Origin of the sequence: Gilliamella apicola (assembly GCF_003202915.1) — a bacterium.
Taxonomy (GTDB): domain Bacteria; phylum Pseudomonadota; class Gammaproteobacteria; order Enterobacterales; family Orbaceae; genus Gilliamella; species Gilliamella apicola_Q.
Map to the genome: position 1 here is coordinate 28,262 of NZ_QGLP01000003.1, position 20,072 is coordinate 48,333.

The 20,072-nt window shown below is 35.3% G+C and carries 16 protein-coding genes; 12 read left to right on the forward strand and 4 right to left on the reverse strand.

What is annotated here, in order from left to right; genetic code table 11:
• Positions 1–939 (reverse strand): bifunctional riboflavin kinase/FAD synthetase, encoded by a 939-nt coding sequence (ribF, locus tag DKK79_RS00310; RefSeq protein WP_110422392.1) that lies wholly within the window; start codon positions 937–939, stop codon positions 1–3.
• Between the two features lie 189 nt (positions 940–1,128).
• Positions 1,129–1,788: a GTP cyclohydrolase I FolE gene (gene folE, locus DKK79_RS00315; protein ID WP_110422393.1), complete on the reverse strand. Its 660-nt coding sequence runs from the start codon at positions 1,786–1,788 to the stop codon at positions 1,129–1,131.
• 206 nt (positions 1,789–1,994) lie between these two features.
• Here folE and polA point away from each other — a divergent pair, with 206 nt between their 5' ends.
• From polA to asnB, 6 genes are all read left to right on the forward strand, one after another.
• Complete coding sequence (polA, locus tag DKK79_RS00320) at positions 1,995–4,769, forward strand: DNA polymerase I (protein WP_110422394.1); 2,775 nt, start codon at positions 1,995–1,997, stop codon at positions 4,767–4,769.
• 265 nt (positions 4,770–5,034) lie between these two features.
• Positions 5,035–6,465, forward strand: a complete 1,431-nt coding sequence (gltX, locus tag DKK79_RS00325; protein ID WP_110422395.1) for a glutamate--tRNA ligase — start codon at positions 5,035–5,037, stop codon at positions 6,463–6,465.
• 48 nt (positions 6,466–6,513) lie between these two features.
• Positions 6,514–8,121, forward strand: a complete 1,608-nt coding sequence (locus DKK79_RS00330) for an intermembrane phospholipid transport protein YdbH family protein (RefSeq protein WP_110422396.1) — start codon at positions 6,514–6,516, stop codon at positions 8,119–8,121.
• Between the two features lie 18 nt (positions 8,122–8,139).
• Positions 8,140–8,325 carry a YnbE family lipoprotein gene (locus DKK79_RS00335; protein WP_110422397.1) on the forward strand — a complete coding sequence of 62 codons (186 nt, stop codon included), beginning with the start codon at positions 8,140–8,142 and terminating at the stop codon, positions 8,323–8,325.
• Positions 8,326–8,450: 125 nt separating this feature from the next.
• The gene (locus DKK79_RS00340) at positions 8,451–8,795 is read left to right on the forward strand and encodes a YdbL family protein (RefSeq protein ID WP_110422398.1); all 345 of its coding nucleotides are present in this window, start codon (positions 8,451–8,453) and stop codon (positions 8,793–8,795) included.
• Positions 8,796–8,957: 162 nt separating this feature from the next.
• A complete protein-coding gene (asnB, locus tag DKK79_RS00345; RefSeq protein WP_110422399.1) occupies positions 8,958–10,631 on the forward strand; it encodes an asparagine synthase B in 1,674 nt (557 codons plus the stop codon).
• A gap of 83 nt (positions 10,632–10,714) precedes the next feature.
• Here the strand turns inward: asnB and satP are convergent, their stop codons facing one another.
• Positions 10,715–11,293, reverse strand: a complete 579-nt coding sequence (gene satP, locus DKK79_RS00350) for an acetate uptake transporter (protein ID WP_110422400.1) — start codon at positions 11,291–11,293, stop codon at positions 10,715–10,717.
• Between the two features lie 230 nt (positions 11,294–11,523).
• Between satP and dnaK the strand changes: the two genes are divergently transcribed.
• From dnaK to DKK79_RS00375, 5 genes are all read left to right on the forward strand, one after another.
• Positions 11,524–13,443, forward strand: coding sequence for a molecular chaperone DnaK (gene dnaK, locus DKK79_RS00355; RefSeq protein ID WP_110422401.1), 1,920 nt, complete (start codon positions 11,524–11,526; stop codon positions 13,441–13,443).
• 125 nt (positions 13,444–13,568) lie between these two features.
• Positions 13,569–14,705 carry a molecular chaperone DnaJ gene (dnaJ, locus tag DKK79_RS00360; protein WP_110422402.1) on the forward strand — a complete coding sequence of 379 codons (1,137 nt, stop codon included), beginning with the start codon at positions 13,569–13,571 and terminating at the stop codon, positions 14,703–14,705.
• 195 nt (positions 14,706–14,900) lie between these two features.
• Positions 14,901–15,398 carry a MarR family winged helix-turn-helix transcriptional regulator gene (locus DKK79_RS00365; protein ID WP_110422403.1) on the forward strand — a complete coding sequence of 166 codons (498 nt, stop codon included), beginning with the start codon at positions 14,901–14,903 and terminating at the stop codon, positions 15,396–15,398.
• The gene (locus DKK79_RS00370) at positions 15,395–16,030 is read left to right on the forward strand and encodes a peroxiredoxin-like family protein (RefSeq protein ID WP_110422404.1); all 636 of its coding nucleotides are present in this window, start codon (positions 15,395–15,397) and stop codon (positions 16,028–16,030) included. Before DKK79_RS00365 ends, DKK79_RS00370 begins: the two co-directional genes overlap by 4 nt.
• A gap of 229 nt (positions 16,031–16,259) precedes the next feature.
• Positions 16,260–16,982 (forward strand): GntR family transcriptional regulator, encoded by a 723-nt coding sequence (locus DKK79_RS00375; protein WP_110422545.1) that lies wholly within the window; start codon positions 16,260–16,262, stop codon positions 16,980–16,982.
• A gap of 54 nt (positions 16,983–17,036) precedes the next feature.
• Here DKK79_RS00375 and DKK79_RS00380 read toward each other — a convergent pair whose 3' ends face one another.
• Positions 17,037–18,236 (reverse strand): enolase C-terminal domain-like protein, encoded by a 1,200-nt coding sequence (locus DKK79_RS00380; protein ID WP_110422405.1) that lies wholly within the window; start codon positions 18,234–18,236, stop codon positions 17,037–17,039.
• A 267-nt stretch (positions 18,237–18,503) separates the two neighbouring features.
• Here DKK79_RS00380 and DKK79_RS00385 point away from each other — a divergent pair, with 267 nt between their 5' ends.
• A complete protein-coding gene (locus DKK79_RS00385; protein ID WP_110422406.1) occupies positions 18,504–19,880 on the forward strand; it encodes a PTS transporter subunit EIIC in 1,377 nt (458 codons plus the stop codon).
• Positions 19,881–20,072: the final 192 nt, after the last annotated feature.

Genomic DNA, 20,072 nt, shown 5'->3' on the forward strand with positions numbered 1-20,072 from the left:
TTAATTGGTTAATTTTGCACTGATCTGTTGCGCAGTGCAAACATCTTGTGCAATTTGTTGTTGTAAATCGGTTAGAGAATCAAATTTTTTCTCGTCGCGTAATTTACGAACAAAGGTAACGTCTAAATATTGTCCATAAATATCACCTGAAAAGTCAAATAGATTCACCTCTAAAATCGCTTTTTTACCTTGAATAGTTGGTCTGATACCGATATTGGCAATACCATGATAATGTTGATCATCACAATAATTCCTGACTTTAACCAAATAGACGCCTTGCAAAGCTGGCTTACTGCGATTTAAATGAATATTGGCTGTCGGGAAACCTAATTGTCTTGCCAACGCATTGCCATGAACCACCTTGCCTTGAATTGCGTAATCGCGGCCTAAAAGGCAATGAGCTAATTTAAAATCACTATTAAATAAAGCTTCACGAATCGCTGTGCTGCTGACTCTTAATGTGTTGTATACAAACGTTGGCATACTTTCTACGGCAAATTGATTATTATGCGTATACTGTTGTAAAAGAGTGATATCACCTTTACGCTCATGGCCAAACCGGAAGTCATCACCAATAACAATATATTTAGCTTGTAATTGGTTTATCAACCAATCTTGAATAAAATTTGCGGCTGACATATTGGCAAAGGTTTGGGTAAATGGAACCGCGATAATATAGTCGATACCGAGTTTTTCGATTAACTGCACTTTTTCTTTAAATGACGTTAATCTTGCCGGAGCATTTTGTTTGCTAAAAAACTCTAAAGGTTGAGGTTCAAATAACATAACCACTGTTGGCAAGTTTAATTTCTTACCTTGTTCTATTAAATGGTTAATTAATTGTTGGTGTCCTAAATGCACGCCATCAAAGTTGCCCAATGTAAGTACACATTGAGAAAATTGATTGTTTAAATTAGCTATACCGCGGATTATCTTCATGAAAGCGTGTTATTAATTGTGATGTTTTAACATAAATAGTTGTGGATTATACCAATCTTTCGCAAAGATGCACCTAATATCAATAGGGCTTTTAGATAAGCAAAATTCTGTGATGAGTAAATTGAAAACGCTTGATGTGGATACCAAGCGTTTTGGCATTTTTGCTACTGGATATTTCTGATGATTTTGTTAATAGTGTTTTAGCGCTCTTAAAAATTCTTGTCGAGTACTAGGATTCGTTTTAAATCCCCCACCTAATGCGGTGGTGGTGGTTAAACTATTGGAATCTTTAATACCACGAGCTTTCACACAATAATGGGTAGCGTCAATTGAAACGGCAACATTGACTGTTCCTAATAATGTTTGCAGGGCAACCAAAATTTGTTGGGTTAATCTTTCTTGTACTTGCGGGCGCTGGGAGAAAAATTCAACAATCCGATTAATCTTCGATAGACCGATCACTTTATCTTTTGGGATATAAGAAACGGTAGCTTTTCCGTCAATGGTAACAAAATGGTGTTCACAAACGCTGGTTAAAGTAATATCCCGAACGGTAATCATTTCATCAACCTGCATTTTGTTTTCAATCAGGGTAATTTTGGGAAAGTTATGATAGTTAAGTCCGGAAAAGATCTCATCAACATACATTTTGGCAACGCGATGTGGCGTTTCGCTAAGGCTATCATCACTCAAATCCAGCTCCATGAGTTTCATGATTTCGCGGAAATGTTCTTCAATTTTGGTTTTCCGTTCGTTACTGTCCATAGGTAAACGACATGATGGGGTTTCAAGATTTTTAGCTGCTAGTGCTTTTTTGACTTCTTGCGCAGCAAGACTTAATTCTGTCATTTATTCAATACTCAGACGAAAATAGATATCGCATTATATAATACAGATATAGCGATATACAGTATTTTTAACCAATCAATTGAGGATAAAGCGTTAGCTATAGCGAATATTTTTATACTATATTATCGTGGTCCACAAGAATATTACTACTAATTAGGTTATACTGATAACAATTGCATAAAATAACATTTTTTAGGTAACTATTAATGCCAAATAATACGCCAATTATTTTAGTTGATGGCTCTTCTTATCTTTATCGAGCTTTTTTTGCTTGTCCTCCTTTAACTAATGCCAAAGGTGAACCAACTGGGGCTATTTTCGGGGTTATCAATATGATTCGTAGTTTGATGAATCAATATAATCCTACCCATATTGCAGTAGTATTTGATGCCAAAGGTGGATCATTTCGAAATGAAATTTATAGCGAATATAAAGCAACACGTGACGAAATGCCTGAGAATTTACGCCCACAAGTCGAACCAATTCATACTATTTTAAAAGCAATGGGATTGCCTTTGCTTTGCGTTGATGGTGTTGAAGCTGATGATGTAATAGGAACTTTAGCCAGACAAGCAGAAAAAGAAAATCTTGAGGTACTCATTAGTACTGGGGATAAAGATATAGCGCAATTAGTGAGTGATAAAGTTACACTGATTAATACTATGAATAATACAGTGCTTGATCCGCAAGGTGTTATGGATAAATTTGGAGTGCCGCCAGAAAAAATTATCGATTATTTAGCATTAAGAGGCGACAATTCCGATAATATACCAGGTGTAGCAGGGATTGGAGAAAAAACAGCACAGGCTTTATTAACCGCTTTTGATAGTGTAAAAGATATTTATAACCATTTAGATGATATTGAAAAATTATCGATTCGAGGCGCTAAATCATTAAAGCAAAAATTAATAGACAATCAAAAAGATGCTGAGCTTTCTTATCTATTAGCAACCATTAAAACCGATGTGGCATTAGATTTTACCAATGAACAACTACTTGTTACAGATATTGATGTAAATAAGTTAGTCGAATTATTCGCTTATTATGGTTTTCATCGTTGGCAAAAAGAATTAATAGCGGGTAATTTTTTAAAACAACAAAAACTAACGGCTACTGATATTAATAATATGTCGTTGTTCTCACAGAAAAGCGATACCGTTAAAGATAAGATTGACACCGATTATCAATGCATATTAACCCATGAGCAGTTCGATGATTGGCTCAGTAAATTAGCTAACTGTCAGCAGTTTGCTTTTGATACTGAAACGGATAATGTTGACCATATTCATGCTAAATTGGTTGGCATATCGCTAAGTGTTACACCTCATCAAGCTGCTTATATTCCAATTAATCACCAATATCTTGGTGTGCCAGATCAATTACCATTAAATGAGGTATTAACTAAGTTAAAACCAATATTAGAAAACCCTAAAATTAAAAAAATCGCTCAAAATGCCAAATTTGATTATAGTGTGTTAGCTAATTATGGTATCCATGTGCAAGGTATTGCTTATGATACCATGTTAGAGTCTTACGTGTTAAACAGTACTGAACGACACGATATGGATAGTATGGCAAATCGTTATTTGCATCTTAAAACTATTACCTATAATGAATTAACCAAGGTGGATAAAAAACAGGTCACCATCGATGCTATTGAGGTTGAAAAAACCACACAGTATGCCGCTGAAGATGCCGATGTTACTCTGCAACTTCATCAGAAACTATGGCCGGAACTGGAAAAAGACCAAAAGCTCACCAAATTATTTACCGATATTGAAATGCCACTGGCGATTGTGTTGGCCGATATGGAAAGAACAGGGGTGTTAATTGACGCTAAACAGTTAAATGAGTATTCCACAGAATTAAATAAAAAAATGCTAGAAATAGAAGCTGAATTGCAATTTCTAGCGGGTGAAAAATTTAATCCTTCTTCACCAAAACAGATCCAAGCTATTTTATTTGATAAACACCAACTACCCGTATTAAAAAAGACCCCAAAAGGTGATCCATCAACGAGTGAAGATGTGCTCAGTGAGCTTGCTGAGCAATATGTTTTACCACGTAAAATTTTGTTTTATCGTAGCTTGGCAAAACTGAAAAATACTTATACTGATAAATTACCTTTGATGATGAGTCCAATCGACCACCGAATTCATACCAATTACAACCAAATTGGTACGGTAACAGGACGGCTGTCATCAAATGATCCAAATTTACAAAATATTCCAGTTCGTAATGAAGAGGGGCGGCGAATTCGGCAAGCATTTATTGCACCACAAGATTATAAGATTATTTCAGCCGATTATTCGCAAATAGAGTTGCGCATTATGGCGCATTTATCACAAGATCAAAGTCTGCTTAGCGCTTTTGCTAATGATAAAGATATTCATAGAGTAACCGCGAGTGAAGTATTAAGTAAACCAGAAGCAGATGTGACAGCCGAAGAGCGACGACGCGCTAAAGCGGTCAATTTCGGTTTGATTTATGGTATGAGTGCTTTTGGATTATCGAAACAAATTAATATTCCTCGTAAAGAAGCTCAATTCTATATTGATCGTTATTTTGAACGTTATCCTGGTGTACAAATTTATATGGAGGAAACACGCCAATTGGCAGCACAACAAGGCTATGTGGAAACTCTATCAGGAAGACGATTATATTTACCAAAAATCATTTCTGGCAATGCTATTGAAAAACGAGGAGCTGAACGTGCCGCAATTAATGCGCCAATGCAAGGTACTGCAGCAGATATCATCAAAACCGCTATGATTAAGATGAGTGAGTGGATAAAAAATCAACCGACCGGTAATATCAAAATGGTGATGCAAGTGCACGATGAACTGGTGTTTGAGGTTAAAGAAGAGTTGGTGAGTGAATATAGTGCATTGATTAAATCAATTATGGAAAATTGTTACCAACTGTCAGTACCATTAAAAGTAGACGTCGGTGTAGGTAATAATTGGGATGAAGCGCATTAATTTTTAAATTAACTTCATCCGATAGTATATAGTGTGTTTTTTTATATTAGAATATATATTGAGTAAATAGTTAAAATAAGTTACTGATTATGCCTTTGACTAGTGGCTTGCTGAAACCTTTTGGCATGTTAGAATAGGCAACTAAATCTAATTTATCACAAAATATTATTGTCTTTCCCATTTACGGGAAAAGTTTGAATAAAAAAGAGCGCGAGTGACGAATTGATGTTCTAGTGTTCTTTTTTGTTATTTATAGGATTATTTCATGAAAATTAAAACCCGTTTTGCGCCAAGCCCAACAGGTTACTTACATGTTGGTGGTGCTCGTACTGCGCTTTATTCTTGGCTTTATACCCGCCATGCACATGGCGCCTTTGTATTGCGTATTGAAGATACCGACCTTGAACGTTCAACACCAGAAGCCATTGATGCGATTATGGAAGGTATGAACTGGTTAAAATTATCATGGGATGAAGGTCCCTATTTCCAAACTAAGCGCTTTGATCGCTACAATCAAGTTATTGAAGAAATGTTGGCGAAGGGAACGGCTTATCGTTGCTATTGCTCAAAAAATCGCCTAGAAAAATTGCGTGAAGAGCAAATGGCTAAAGGCGAAAAAGCACGTTATGATGGCCATTGCCGTTGTGATGAAGTGCAAAAACAACATTCCCATAGCGAACCGCATGTTGTTCGTTTTGCTAATCCGGTTGATGGCGTTGTGATTTTCAATGATTTAATTCGTGGACCGATCGAAATTGCCAATAAAGAGCTTGATGATCTCATCATTCGTCGTACTGATGGTTCTCCAACTTATAACTTTTGTGTTGTTGTTGATGACTGGGATATGGAAATCACCCATGTGATTCGTGGTGAAGATCATATCAATAATACCCCTCGACAAATTAATATTTTAAAAGCATTAGGGGCACCACTGCCTGAATATGGTCATGTATCGATGATTTTAGGTGATGATGGTCAAAAACTCTCGAAACGTCATGGCGCAGTGAGCGTGATGCAATATCGTGATGATGGCTATTTGCCAGAAGCCTTGCTTAACTATTTAGTTCGTCTTGGTTGGTCGCATGGCGATCAAGAGATATTTTCAGTACCAGAAATGATTGATTTCTTCTCGCTAGAAGCCGTTAGCAAATCAGCCAGTGCCTTTAATACTGAAAAATTACTCTGGTTAAATCATCATTATATTAACCATTTAGATGCTGATTATGTTGCCCAACATTTAGTTTGGCATATGAATCAACAAGGTTATGATTTAACCCAAGGTCCAGATTTAATTACTATCGTTAAACTCTTTGGTGAACGTTGTAAAACATTAAAAGAGATGGCTGAATCATGTCATTATTGTTATCAAGATTTTGATGAGTTTGATAGTGATGCGGCTAAAAAACATTTACGGCCGGTCGCCAAAGAACCTTTAGAAGCAATTAAAGCCAAAATTGAAGCGATTTCCGATTTCGATTGGCAAATTGATAAAATTCATCATGCTATTGAGGAAACCGCAACTGAACTTGAAGTTGGTATGGGAAAAGTCGGTATGCCACTTCGTGTTGCAGTAACGGGGATAGGTCAATCACCTTCTGTTGATGCAACGGTTTATGCTGTTGGGAAAAAACGCACATTAGCAAGAATTGACAAAGCATTAGCTTATATTGCTAACAGAGAGCAAACTCAAGCATAATCATATTCCGTCGCCGATAATATTCGGCGACTCACTTATAGAGAGTTTATGATGACTCGCTTAAAGAAACGTTATTGGATTCCAGCCATTATATTACTTATTATAGTAATAGTAAGCTTATATGGTTGGCGATATTGGCTAGCATTTAAGGATGAACATAATCTTTCTGTAGACTGGCAAGGTCTCGATATCAGCCTTGACGGATTATCTTTTGCTGAACTCAGTATTTCTCAACAACCACAATTATCGTTAAAAGCAAACAATATTAAACTATCTTGGTCAACTTTAACTGCAAAAAGTATTGATATTTATTGGCAACCTATCGGGTTAACTGACAAATCCACTTTGCCAAAGGTGGCAGATAATGTTAACCAACAACTCGAGCAATCCCGATTCAACTCTTCGCTTATATCTACCGTCATTTATTGGTTACCGAAAACAATTAAAGTCGATTCGTTAAAATTTTATCAACAAAAAAATGAGTTAGTTAATCTAAAGGTTGAAGCCACTAAAAATCAAAACACTATTGAGCTCAATCTAGCAAGCAATACTCAGGATATGGCAACGCTTGCGGGCAATGTCTCATTCAATCAATCTCATTCTTGTTTTGTCATTGAAAGTGGCATTTTGACTACCTCTTTACACCACTTTGGTATCGAAAAAGGTAATTTAACTTTACCATTTAGCGGAGTTTTAACCGATAAACAACTTACTTTAAAAAGTAGCGACAAAGCATTACTTAATATCGATAAAGCTAAATTTTCAGATGATTTACTGGTGCAAAAACTAGTTGGTAAACTTGTATTTGAATTAGTCATACCGATTCCATTCCAATCAAGACAGATCAATGGTAATGTGGCGTTAATTATCAACCAATTTAATGGGATATATAAAGCGAGTGCAATTAAATCTGCAGTTGGTGATATCAGCATTTTAGTAAAAAATAATCAACTTTCTATTTCGACTTCGTCACTAACTATTCAAGAAGTTAATATTGGTGTAAGTTTCGAGAAAGTTAAACTTGCTGGTAGTTATTTGGCATCTTTAGATAAACCGCTTAACGGTATTGTAAAATGGCAATTAGCTCAAGCTACTATTTTTTCTGGTTTAGTTTTTCTTGATAAAGGACAATTGAACTTTGCTAAATTACCTCAACAATTTAATTTAAGGTTAAAAAAGTTACAATTAAAGGATATCTTTGCTAAATATCCGGCGGAAGGTTTAGCTGGTGATGGCGCTATTGATGGAACTTTGCCGGTAACACTATTACCATCGAGTAAAAAAGGGTCGGCTTTAACGGAAGTAATTATCAAAAATGGTCAATTAGTTACGGTTAATGAAGGTTCCTTGCGGTTCGATAATTCTGCCCTGAAAAATTACGCGCTTGCAAATCCTAATATGAAAATTCTCACTGATCTTATTAAGAATTTTCATTATACTAAATTATCTGGTACCGTTAATTACGCCAATGAAATTGCTAAATTAGGACTAAACATTCAAGGAAGTAACCGTGATGTTGAGAATGATAAAGCAGTAAATTTAAATATTAATCTTGAAGAAAATATTGCAAAATTAATAATCAGTTTACAACTTGCTGATCAAATAAACGAACCTATTCGAAAACGTATTGAAGCGTATTTAAAAAGGAAATCTTGATAGATAAGAGGTTAATCTATGCTTAAAAATATTATTACTATTATAGTGTGTAGTGCTGTACTAATGGGTTGTACGCCAACGGTTAAAGTACAAGCGCCTAACGAACCAATTAATATCAATTTGAACGTTAAAATTGATCACGAAATTAATATCAAAGTGGATAAAGCCCTAGATAATATTATCAATAAATCAGGATTATATTAACTTGATAATAGTATTTGTTGTTATTGGTTAATGAAACTGACCTTTACAGCGAAAGATTTAAAGTTTAATCGTTTTTACACATATTCATCTCATTTTAATATGATGTATTTAATAAGGAGTCTGTTATGAATATCTATAAAAAAGCAACAGTAGCATTATTATCAATCACCTTAGCTTTGCCAGTATTTGCTTTAAATTTAGATCAAGCGATTGATTCACTAGGCCAAGCTAAAGCCAATGGGTTAGTGGGAGAACAAGCTGATGGTTATTTAGGGGTAGTAAAAAATGAAGGTAATGCCAGCGAAATTGCCCAGTTAATTAATCAGGCTCGTAAACAAGAGTATCAAAAAGTATCAGCTCAAAGTAATGTGCCATTAGTGGAAGTTCAAAATAGAGCAGGAACTAAAGCACAAGAAAAAACACCAGCTGGTCAATATATTAAACAGCAAGGGCAATGGTTAAAAAAATAATAGTCAACTTTTACTGAAATAGAAAAAGTATAATGATATTGTACTTTAATTGTTAACCAATAATGTGTATGCTGTCATTTTTATGCTTTGCTTGTAATAATATTTAAAATAAATCTTATTAGTAAATAGTATCGTTTTAACGATTTTAAATGGAGAAATTCAATGTGTTCGATTTTAGGTATTCTTGATATTAAATCAGATCCAGAACAACTACGAACAAAAGCATTAGAACTATCAAGTCTACAACGTCATCGTGGACCTGACTGGTCTGGTATTTTTGCTTCTGATAAAGCTATTTTAGCCCATGAACGTCTATCAATTGTAGATGTTAATACAGGATCTCAGCCGCTTTATAATAAAGACAAAACACTCGTTTTAGCGGTAAATGGCGAAATTTATAATCATCAAGAACTCCGAAATCAGTATAAAGATCGTTATGAGTTTCAAACAGGATCTGACTGTGAAGTGATCTTAGCTTTATACCAAGAAAAAGGTATTCATTGTCTTGATGATTTACAAGGTATGTTTGCGTTTATCCTTTATGATATTAATAAAGGTACTTATTTTATTGGTCGTGATCATATCGGTATTATCCCAATGTATATGGGATATGATGAAAACGGCACATTTTATGTTGCCTCTGAAATGAAAGCATTAGTCCCAGTTTGTAAAACTATTGAGGCTTTCCCTCCAGGCTGTTATTTATCTAGCACTGAAGGTGAAATCAAAACCTATTACAAACGTGATTGGATGGAATACGATAATGTCAAAGATAACAAAACTGATATCAATGAACTTCGTGTTGCATTAGAGGAATCTGTTAAAAGCCACCTGATGTCTGATGTGCCTTATGGGGTTTTATTATCAGGTGGACTTGACTCTTCAGTTATCTCTGCGATTACCAAAAAGTTTTCTGCGCGTCGCGTTGAGGATCATGAAAAATCAGAAGCATGGTGGCCACAATTGCATTCATTTGCAGTAGGTTTAAAAGGTGCGCCAGATTTGAAAGCCGCGCAAGCTGTTGCTGACCATTTAGGCACCGTTCATCACGAAATTAACTTTACTATTCAAGAAGGTATTGATGCGATTCGCGATGTCATTTACTACATCGAAACTTACGATGTAACAACCATTCGTGCTTCAACGCCAATGTATTTAATGGCGCGTAAGATCAAAGCAATGGGTATAAAAATGGTTCTATCAGGCGAAGGCGCCGATGAAGTATTTGGTGGTTATTTGTATTTCCATAAAGCGCCAAATGCAAAAGAGTTCCATGAAGAAACCGTTCGTAAATTAGCTGCACTTCATATGTATGATTGTGCTCGTGCTAATAAAGCAATGGCGGCTTGGGGTGTCGAAGCTCGGGTACCATTCTTAGATAAAAAATTCTTAGATGTTGCAATGCGCATTAACCCTACAGATAAAATGTGTGGTAGTAACGGTAAAATGGAAAAACACATTGTCCGTGAAGCCTTTGAATCTTACTTACCGGCTTCAGTAGTATGGCGCCAAAAAGAGCAATTCTCTGACGGTGTAGGTTACAGTTGGATCGATACCTTAAAAGAGATTGCTGAAAGCAAAATTACCGATCAACAGTTAGAAAACGCAAAATTCCGCTTCCCATACAATACGCCAACCTCAAAAGAAGCGTATATGTATCGTGAAATTTTTGACGAACTATTCCCAGTTGAAAGTGCGGCACATTGTGTACCGGGCGGTCCAACCGTTGCTTGTTCAACAGCGAAAGCGATTGAATGGGATGAGTCATTTAAAAATCTAAATGATCCATCAGGTCGTGCAGCAGTTGGTGTCCATAATGATGCTTATAAAAAATAAATAGTATTGTAAAGAAAAATAAAAAACGGGGATATTTCCCCGTTTTTAATGCTCACAATGCTATTATCACAAAAAAATATTGCTTAATGTGTTGCGCCTTTTGCCGCGCCAATTGGTAAAATTGTACGGCCGTATTGCTCATTGAGAACTTCAGCCATAGCAAGATAAATTGCACTCCCACCACAAATAATGCCTTCAAAGCCGGCAATATGAATAATGTCATGGTTACCAGAGATGTTACCGATTGCTAATAAAGCAAATAAAACCGTTAAGCTAGCAAAAACAAATTGCAATGCATGATTTGCTTTTAAGGTGCCGATAAACATAAAGGCGGTAAAAATCCCCCACAATGCTAGAAAAATACCTAAAAAAGTTGCATCAGTGTTTACCGTTGCTGATGAAGTTGGTAAATACCAAATACCGACTAATGCTATCCAGAAAAAACCATATGAAGTAAAAGCTGTGGTGCCAAAGGTATTGCCTTTACGGAATTCTAAAATTCCGGCAATCACTTGAGCCAGTCCACCATAAAAAATACCCATAGCAACGATGGCTGTGGTAACCGAAAAAAAGCCTGCATTATGAATATTTAATAAAATTGTTGTCATACCAAATCCCATAAGACCCAATGGTCCCGGATTGGCAAGTTTAGTTTGTTGCATAAAATTCCTATTTTTAAACACAATAATAAAAATGGGTTGCAATAATAAGAGGTGAGATTATCGGAATCAAGGTCTATAAAAAAATTATTTTTATTTGCCCCCTTGATATTAATAATAATGTTCCCATCTATGTGAAAACAATTACATATCTTTGTCAAAATAAGGGCTTGAAATTGAATATTTAAGACTTATATACAGAGAATAAAATACAGGTTTGAGGAGAAACGATTATGGGTAAAATTATTGGTATCGACTTAGGTACAACAAATTCATGTGTTGCAGTAATGGATAACGGCCAAGCAAAAGTATTAGAAAATGCCGAGGGTGATCGCACAACCCCATCGATTATTGCTTACACACAAGATGGCGAAATTCTAGTTGGTCAACCAGCTAAACGTCAGGCAGTAACAAATCCACAAAATACATTATTTGCAATTAAACGTTTAATCGGTCGTCGTTATGAAGACGCTGAAGTACAACGTGATGTTGGTATTATGCCATATAAAATTGTTAAAGCAGATAATGGCGATGCTTGGGTTGATGTTAAAGGTCAAAAAATTGCACCACCACAAATTTCTGCTGAAGTTTTAAAGAAAATGAAAAAAACCGCAGAAGATTATCTTGGTGAACCGGTTACTGAAGCAGTTATTACTGTTCCAGCTTACTTTAATGACGCACAACGTCAAGCAACCAAAGATGCTGGTCGTATTGCTGGTTTAGATGTAAAACGTATCATCAACGAACCAACAGCAGCTGCGCTTGCTTATGGTCTAGATAAAGATGTGGGTAACCGCACTATCGCAGTATATGACCTTGGTGGTGGTACTTTCGATATTTCAATTATCGAAATTGATGATGTTGACGGTGAAAAAACATTTGAAGTATTAGCAACTAATGGTGATACTCACTTAGGTGGTGAAGACTTTGACTCACGCTTAATTAACTACTTAGTTGATGAGTTTAAACGTGAACAAGGTTTCGATCTTAAAAATGATCCACTTGCTATGCAACGTTTAAAAGAAGCGGCTGAAAAAGCGAAAATCGAATTATCATCAGCTCAACAAACTGATATTAACTTACCTTATATCACTGCTGATGCAACAGGACCTAAACACTTAAATATCAAAGTGACTCGCGCAAAACTTGAATCATTAGTTGAAGATTTAGTTAAACGTTCAATGGAGCCAGTTAAAACAGCATTAAAAGATGCAGGTCTTTCTGTTTCTGATATTAAAGATGTCATCTTAGTTGGTGGTCAAACACGTATGCCAATGGTACAAAAAGCCGTTGCTGACTTCTTTGGCAAAGAGCCACGTAAAGACGTTAACCCTGACGAAGCAGTTGCAGTTGGTGCTGCGGTTCAAGGTGGTGTATTAGGTGGTGATGTTAAAGACGTATTATTACTTGACGTAACACCATTATCATTAGGTATTGAAACAATGGGTGGTGTAATGACTACCTTGATTGAGAAAAACACGACTATCCCAACAAAACATAGTCAAGTATTCTCAACTGCTGAAGATAATCAATCAGCTGTAACTATCCATGTATTACAAGGTGAACGTAAACGTGCAAGTGACAACAAATCATTAGGTCAATTTAACCTTGATGGTATTCAAGCTGCACCACGTGGTATGCCACAAATCGAAGTAACCTTTGATATCGATGCTGATGGTATTTTACATGTATCAGCAAAAGATAAAAATACTGGCCGTGAGCAAAACATTACCATTAAAGCTTCTTCAGGATTAAGTGAAGAAGAGATCCAAAAAATGGTAAATGATGCAGAAGCAAATGCTGATGCTGACCGTAAGTTTGAAGAATTAGCACAAATTCGTAACCAAGCGGATCACCTTGTTCACTCAACTCGTAAACAAGTGACTGAAGCTGGCGATCAATTATCAGCTGATGACAAAAACGCTATCGAAAGCGCGGTAAGTGATTTAGAAAATGCTGCCCGCGGTGAAGATAAAGCAGAGATCGAAGCTAAAATTAATGCATTAATGGAAGCGTCAAAAAAATTACTTGAGTTAGCACAGCAACAAGCTCAGGCTGATCAATCTGCAGGTCAAGCAAATAGCGGAAGTTCTGCAGGGCAAGATGATGTAGTGGATGCCGACTTCAAAGAAGTTGATGACGAGAAAAAATAAGCATTAACTAATATGTTTTTTAATGAGTTATTGCAACGAGTTTTAAACATGTAAAACATCAAACGGGCGCGAGGTAACTCAAGCCCGTTTAGTTGTTTATATAATGATTAAAGTAAAGGTTAATTATGGCGAAGAAAGATTATTACGAAACATTAGGCGTAAGTAAAAGTGCCACTGAAACTGAGATAAAAAAAGCCTACAAACGCCTAGCCATGAAATATCATCCGGATAAAAATCAGGATAATAAAGCAGAAGCTGAAGCAAAATTTAAAGAAGTCAAAGAAGCTTATGAAATCTTAACCGATCCGCAAAAGAAAGCTGCTTATGATCAGTATGGCCACGCTGCTTTTGAACAAGGGCACGGTGGTGCTGGTGCAGGAGGATTCGGTGGTTTTGGCGGCTTTGGTGGTGGTTCGGCATTTGATGATATCTTCAGTGATTTCTTTGGCGGTGGTCGAGGACGAGGGCAAACAGCGTCACGAGGCAATGACTTACAATACAATATCTCCTTAACGCTAGAAGAAGCAGCAAGTGGTGTAAGTAAAGAGATCAAAGTACCAACCTGGGTAACTTGTGATGTATGTCATGGACAAGGGACTGAAAAATCATCTGATGTGGTAACCTGTGACACTTGTCATGGTGCTGGTGTTGTCCAAATGCGGCAAGGCTTTTTTGCGGTACAGCAAGAGTGTCCAACCTGTCACGGTCGTGGAAAAATCGTTAAAAACCCATGTAAAAAATGTCGTGGTGAAGGACGAATTCAAAAAACGAAAACGTTATCCGTTACTATTCCAGCTGGGGTTGATACAGGAAACCGTATTCGACTTTCAGGTGAGGGGGAAGCAGGACTAAATGGCGCACCAGCGGGTGATTTATATGTTCAGGTACAAGTAAAACCACATGCAATTTTTGAGCGAGATGGTACTAATTTACATTGTGAAATTCCAATTAACATTGTATTAGCATCCCTTGGTGGTGAAGTTGAAGTACCAACCCTAAATGGTAAAGTTAGTTTAACCATACCAGCAGAAACGCAAACCGGTAGAATGTTTAGATTACGTGGAAAAGGTATTAAATCATTACGTGGTAGCACAGTAGGTGATTTATATTGCCATGTCGTGGTTGAAACTCCAGTAAACTTAACTGGCAAACAAAAAGAGTTACTCAAAGAGTTGGGTGACAGTTTTAAAGCCGATAAAAATGCAAAACATAGTCCAAAAGAAAAAAGCTTCTTTGATAAAGTGAAGAAGTTTTTTGGATAACATAAATCGTTAATAATACAATCGAGCCTTATGATTAAGGCTCGATTTTTTTTATCTTATTGATATCTTAATATTTTTCATTTCAGTTAACTTGAATTTTTCCTTTATTATTAAATATTCATAATTTGACATTAAGTCATATAGTATTTAATATATCTAATTAGTAAGGGGGCTAACTAATTTGGAGGATAATACATGCAGCTCGAAAATCGCTATTTATCTTTTTGCAATATTTTGAAAAAACAAAATACGGTTGATTTAGAAAAGATTAGAACATGCTTTACATTATTATCTGTTGCTAATCTGATCGATATAGAGTGTGCTAAACGTCTTGATAAATATCATCTTTCAGAAAGTCGATTAATTATTTTAGTTTTACTGAAAGAATATCAAGAATTATCTTTGCAAGAAATTGCCAAATTATTAGGAATAACTAAAGCTTCGACAACCACGCTTGTCAGCTCTTTAATTAATGATGGGCTAGTGTCAAAGAGAAATGATGAAAATGACAAAAGAATTTCAATCATTTGTCTAACCTCAACAGGAATGGATTTATTAACGGAAACGTTAAACGAACACAGTGTTTGGATCGAAAAAATCACTAATAACTTATCTGATAGTGATGTTGCTATATTCAGAAAAGTACTAAGCCAAATTCATGAAAATGTATCAAAAAAGGAAATTATTAAATGAAAGTAATTGAAGATTTAAAAATATTAAGACAAGATCTATTAGCACAATTACCACCCGATGTACTAAATATGTTAGATAACTCACTAGCTGATATGCTAAGTGAAAAACTAGAAAGTCATGCTTTACGATGTGGCGATATTGCACCTGACTTTTCATTAATCTCAACTGAAAATGAAGAAATCAATTTATACCAATTACTGGAAACTCAACCGGTAATCATTAGTTTCTTTCGAGGTAGTTGGTGTCCGTTTTGTGTAAAAGAATTGGAGCATTTTCAAAATAACTTAAAATTGATGCAAAAAAATGCACATTTCATTGCTATTTCACCGCAGAAATCTTCAATTAGTGGACAGTTAAAAAAAGAAAAATCGATGTCGATAACGATACTATCAGATATTAAAAACAACATAGCTAACCAATTTGGTTTAGTATTCACATTACCTGAAAAAATGCGAGAATTATATAAAAGTTTAGGCGCTAATTTATTCGATTTTAATGATGATGATAGTTATACATTGCCAATACCAGCAACTTATTTAATTGGGCAGGATAAAAAGATTCAGTTTGCTTATGTTAATGCTAATTATATGGAACGAGCTGATATATCTGAATTACTAAAAGTATTAAACTAATGAAAAACTAGTAGCATAACTGCCTATTAATCATAGTTAGTAATATAAATTTATTTAACCATATAAAAAGTTATTACTGTTATGTAAAAAAGGATAATATTTAATATTATCCTTTTTTGTATTAAATTTAATTAAAAGTATAAACTTACATTTTAGTCGTAAAGGCATGAGCAGTAACATTATATTGTTGTTCTGTGGTGAGTGAGTTATAAGGTAATAGCTTGTGAAGATAAAGAAAAAAGATTTTATTGCTCAAGATCTTTTAGGGCGAATTTATCAGCAATTAAGTTTTGCTAATCAAAAATTGCCTGCCGAACGAGAGCTTGCAGAAAGTTATGGCGTCTCTCGTCATACAATACGTAAAGCACTAGAAAAATTGCTGCAAATCGGTATTATTTCGGTTCAAAAAGGTTCGGGTGCTTTTATTAATCAACAAGCTAAAAATAATCCATTAATTTATAATTCGCTGACGGAAAAACATTACGATCAAATTAACTCTAAACTTATTTTATTTCGTAAAAGACATGCACAGTTAGAAGAGAAACAGACCTTTAATCTAATTGACGATGATTATATTTGGGAGTTTCATCGTATTCGTTTTGTTGATGGTCGTGGTACCCAAATTGAGATTTCTAAGTTACCTTGTCGATATTTTCCAGATCTAAAACAAAAAAACATTGAAAGCTCTATCCAACAATATGTATTAAGTAAAGGTTATGAAATATCCCATTATTTGACGCAATATCAAGCTGTTGCCATTAATCGTCAGGAATCAGAATTACTCAAATGCAAAAAAGGCATGCCTGCAATGAAAATTATCAATCGGTGTTTTTTAAATAATGGTGCAATTTATGCCATTAGTGAAATTATTGATATTCACTATACTTGTACCTATATCACACCATTTAATAAACCTAATTTTGAATTAAGATTAGTTGATGATAAAAAGTAAATTTACCCATCAACTTGGTGTCAACTAGTTTAAAAAACTTTCATTAAACCTGATTTATGGCGTATGTATGACCCCATTAGGTAAACGGCTTTGAGTCCATTCATGTGGTCGATAAACCACAGGATATTTACTTGCCTCAGCTTTATTAAGTGTAACACCAATACCTACTTGCTCGATTGGATATAAATAGCCTTGCTTGGCGGCAACAATGCCTGGAAATACTGCCTGTGTATTTGTCGAATAAGGAATATATTCTTGAATTGCCGCATTATGCAAATGAATATTTAGATGAGTATTTACCGCTGCAGCAATTGGTGTCATATCTGGTGGACAATGCCAGGCAACTCTTACCCCAAATGGTTGGCAAAATGCGGCTAATTTTAAAGCAGGTGTGATTCCGCCAATTTGTGAAACATGACAACGAATAAAATCAATTTTACGTTGAATAATCAGATCTTGCCACTCTAATGGATTATTGAATAGTTCACCGGTTGCCAAAGCAACTGAAGTTTGGCTACGAATTTGATCCAACCATTGGTTTTGATTAGGCGGTAAAATATCCTCAATAAAATAGGGCTGATATTGTTCAACTTGTTTTGCAAAAGCGACGGCTTGATTAGGAAATAATCTTTCATGTACATCATGCAAAAAATGGATTTTATAGCCATACTTTTCTCGTAACTTTTTAAACATCTCTAAAGTATTTTGCATATACTGATCTTGATCAAAGTAAGCCCCACAACTTGACTGTTGTGGACTATGCAATTCATCTGGTTTGCCACCATAAAATCCTAATTGACAACGAATGTGGCGATAACCTTGGCTGATACATTGGTCAACTTGTTTAAAAAGTTCTGACAGTGTTTCACCGGTTGCATGGGTATACACTTCTATCGCATCTTTTGATTTACCACCAAATAATTGATAAAGAGGCATATTCGCTAGTTTAGCTTTAATATCCCACAATGCCATATCAATTCCAGCAATAGCATTATTAATAATTGGTCCATTACGCCAGTAAGCATTAACCATTAACATCTGCCAAATATCTTCAATATGATTGGCATCTCGGCCAATGAGCAATGGTTTTAAATATTCATCGACAATGGTTTTTACGGCTAATGGTCGCTGTTGAAAAGTTGCACAGCCATAACCGATTACCTCTTTATCCGTATAAATAATTACGCTAACAAGATTATGTCTATCTGGTTTGCTAATGATACATTCAATGTCAGTAATATGGGTTGGTAACATAGGGTTAGTATCCTCTTTAAAACTTTTTCTTTTTATATAATTACCGATATTTTTCACATCTGTAAAGCGCAAAATATTGGTGAAAAATTATTGGTTCAAATTTAAATAAAAATTGTTGAGAAAAAGCATACCAATTGGAAAATAAAGTAAATTTCAGTGTCAAAACCGCTTTTTTTGTGATCTAGATCAAATTTTTCATTCTTGTATTGGTAATTTAAAGTTTCTATTATTTTAGATAAACCAATTCTAAGGACGATTGAGGTTCTAATGAGTAAACAAGAAAGTATTCAAAAAATTATTGCTAATATTGGCGGTAAGGAAAACATTAAAAATGCTTGGCATTGTATGACACGCTTACGATTTGATTTAGTAGATCAAACCAAGGTCAATTGGGAAGAAATTAGACAAATTTCTGGGGTAATTGCAGCTCAATTTCAAAGTGATCAATGCCAAATTGTAGTAGGTACTCAAGTTAAAGCTTATTTTGACATTCTGGCTGATGAAATAGGATTACAAACACCAGTAAATGATCAAGCTAAACAATCAACTAAACAACATAAAGGCATTGTTTCTTTGTTTATGGACACGGTCTCTGGTGTTTTTGGTCCTATCGTACCGGCAATTGCTGGAGCAGGGATGATTAAAGGGTTACTTGCGGGTCTCATTGCGTTAAAAGTGGTTCCTAAAACCAGTGATACCGTTATTATTATTGATTTAATCGCCAGTGGTGTGTTTTACTTTTTACCGTTCTTTTTGGCGGTTTCGGCAGCAAAAATATTTAAAACTAATGAGTATCTAGCCGCAGCTATCGCCGCGTGTTTGATGTATCCAACTTTAATTGATGCGGCAAAATTGTTAGTAACTAATCCTGATGCTGCCAGTTTTTATTATTTTTTGGATATGATACCAATATCGATTTTTAACTATGCTGGTAGTGTTATTCCTATTATCTTCTCGGTTCTGGCATTAAGTTATATCTATCGATTTGTTGATAAAATTATGCCTAATGTACTAAAAACAGTTTTCACACCAACGGTTACTTTATTTATTGCTGGTTTATTGGCTCTTACCGTAATTGGTCCTATAGGTATCTATTTAGGCAAATTATTAGCACTGTTTATCCATTCATTATTTGATGTTTCTGCTGTGTTTGCTGGTGCTATTGTTGGCGCGATTCGACCAGTCGCTATTTTAACTGGGATGCATCATGCGATGACCCCTATAGCGCTGCAAAATTTTGCTGAATTAGGCTATGATATGTTGATGCCGATGATGTTTATGGCGAATATGGCAATTGCCGGAGCGACTGCTGCTATGTATTTTAAGGCGAAAAATAAACAAGAAAAAACGGTGATTGTTTCTGCCGCGGTATCCGCATTATTAGGTATCACTGAACCAGCACTATTCGGAGTATTAACTAAGTATAAAAAAGCTTTTATCGCTGCAACTGTCGGTAGTGCGATTGCCTCCGCCTTCATTGCATTATTTGGGGTAAGGTTATATGGCTATATTCTATCGAGTATCTTTAGTTTACCTGCTTATATTGGTCCTTACTTTATTTTCGCAATATTGGGCGTATTAATATCAATTTGCTCCTCTTTCATCATGGCATATATTTTCGTTGGTAAAAAACGGGCGGAATAAAGTAACAGACCATCATGTGTGGGCTGTTTTGATTAGGCTATAAATTTTAAAAATGTCGCTATAATTGTAAAAATGTGAATTGAATAAGTGAATCATATTGGAAATTGTCGGTAAGAGGGATATTAAAAAATTATATTTATGAACCAGAAATTTAGAGAAATAATTAAATGTAATATTGCCAGTAGATAAGCT

Bases quoted from the DNA above. Each gene is read 5' to 3' on its own strand.
- gltX (WP_110422395.1), top strand. From the start codon at position 5,035: ATGAAAATTAAAACCCGTTTTGCGCCAAGCCCAACAGGTTACTTACAT.
- DKK79_RS00330 (WP_110422396.1), top strand. From the start codon at position 6,514: ATGATGACTCGCTTAAAGAAACGTTATTGGATTCCAGCCATTATATTA.
- dnaK (WP_110422401.1), top strand. From the start codon at position 11,524: ATGGGTAAAATTATTGGTATCGACTTAGGTACAACAAATTCATGTGTT.
- DKK79_RS00340 (WP_110422398.1), top strand. From the start codon at position 8,451: ATGAATATCTATAAAAAAGCAACAGTAGCATTATTATCAATCACCTTA.
- dnaJ (WP_110422402.1), top strand. From the start codon at position 13,569: ATGGCGAAGAAAGATTATTACGAAACATTAGGCGTAAGTAAAAGTGCC.
- DKK79_RS00385 (WP_110422406.1), top strand. From the start codon at position 18,504: ATGAGTAAACAAGAAAGTATTCAAAAAATTATTGCTAATATTGGCGGT.
- DKK79_RS00380 (WP_110422405.1), bottom strand. From the start codon at position 18,236: ATGTTACCAACCCATATTACTGACATTGAATGTATCATTAGCAAACCA.
- ribF (WP_110422392.1), bottom strand. From the start codon at position 939: ATGAAGATAATCCGCGGTATAGCTAATTTAAACAATCAATTTTCTCAA.
- DKK79_RS00370 (WP_110422404.1), top strand. From the start codon at position 15,395: ATGAAAGTAATTGAAGATTTAAAAATATTAAGACAAGATCTATTAGCA.
- satP (WP_110422400.1), bottom strand. From the start codon at position 11,293: ATGCAACAAACTAAACTTGCCAATCCGGGACCATTGGGTCTTATGGGA.
- polA (WP_110422394.1), top strand. From the start codon at position 1,995: ATGCCAAATAATACGCCAATTATTTTAGTTGATGGCTCTTCTTATCTT.
- DKK79_RS00365 (WP_110422403.1), top strand. From the start codon at position 14,901: ATGCAGCTCGAAAATCGCTATTTATCTTTTTGCAATATTTTGAAAAAA.
- asnB (WP_110422399.1), top strand. From the start codon at position 8,958: ATGTGTTCGATTTTAGGTATTCTTGATATTAAATCAGATCCAGAACAA.
- DKK79_RS00335 (WP_110422397.1), top strand. From the start codon at position 8,140: ATGCTTAAAAATATTATTACTATTATAGTGTGTAGTGCTGTACTAATG.
- folE (WP_110422393.1), bottom strand. From the start codon at position 1,788: ATGACAGAATTAAGTCTTGCTGCGCAAGAAGTCAAAAAAGCACTAGCA.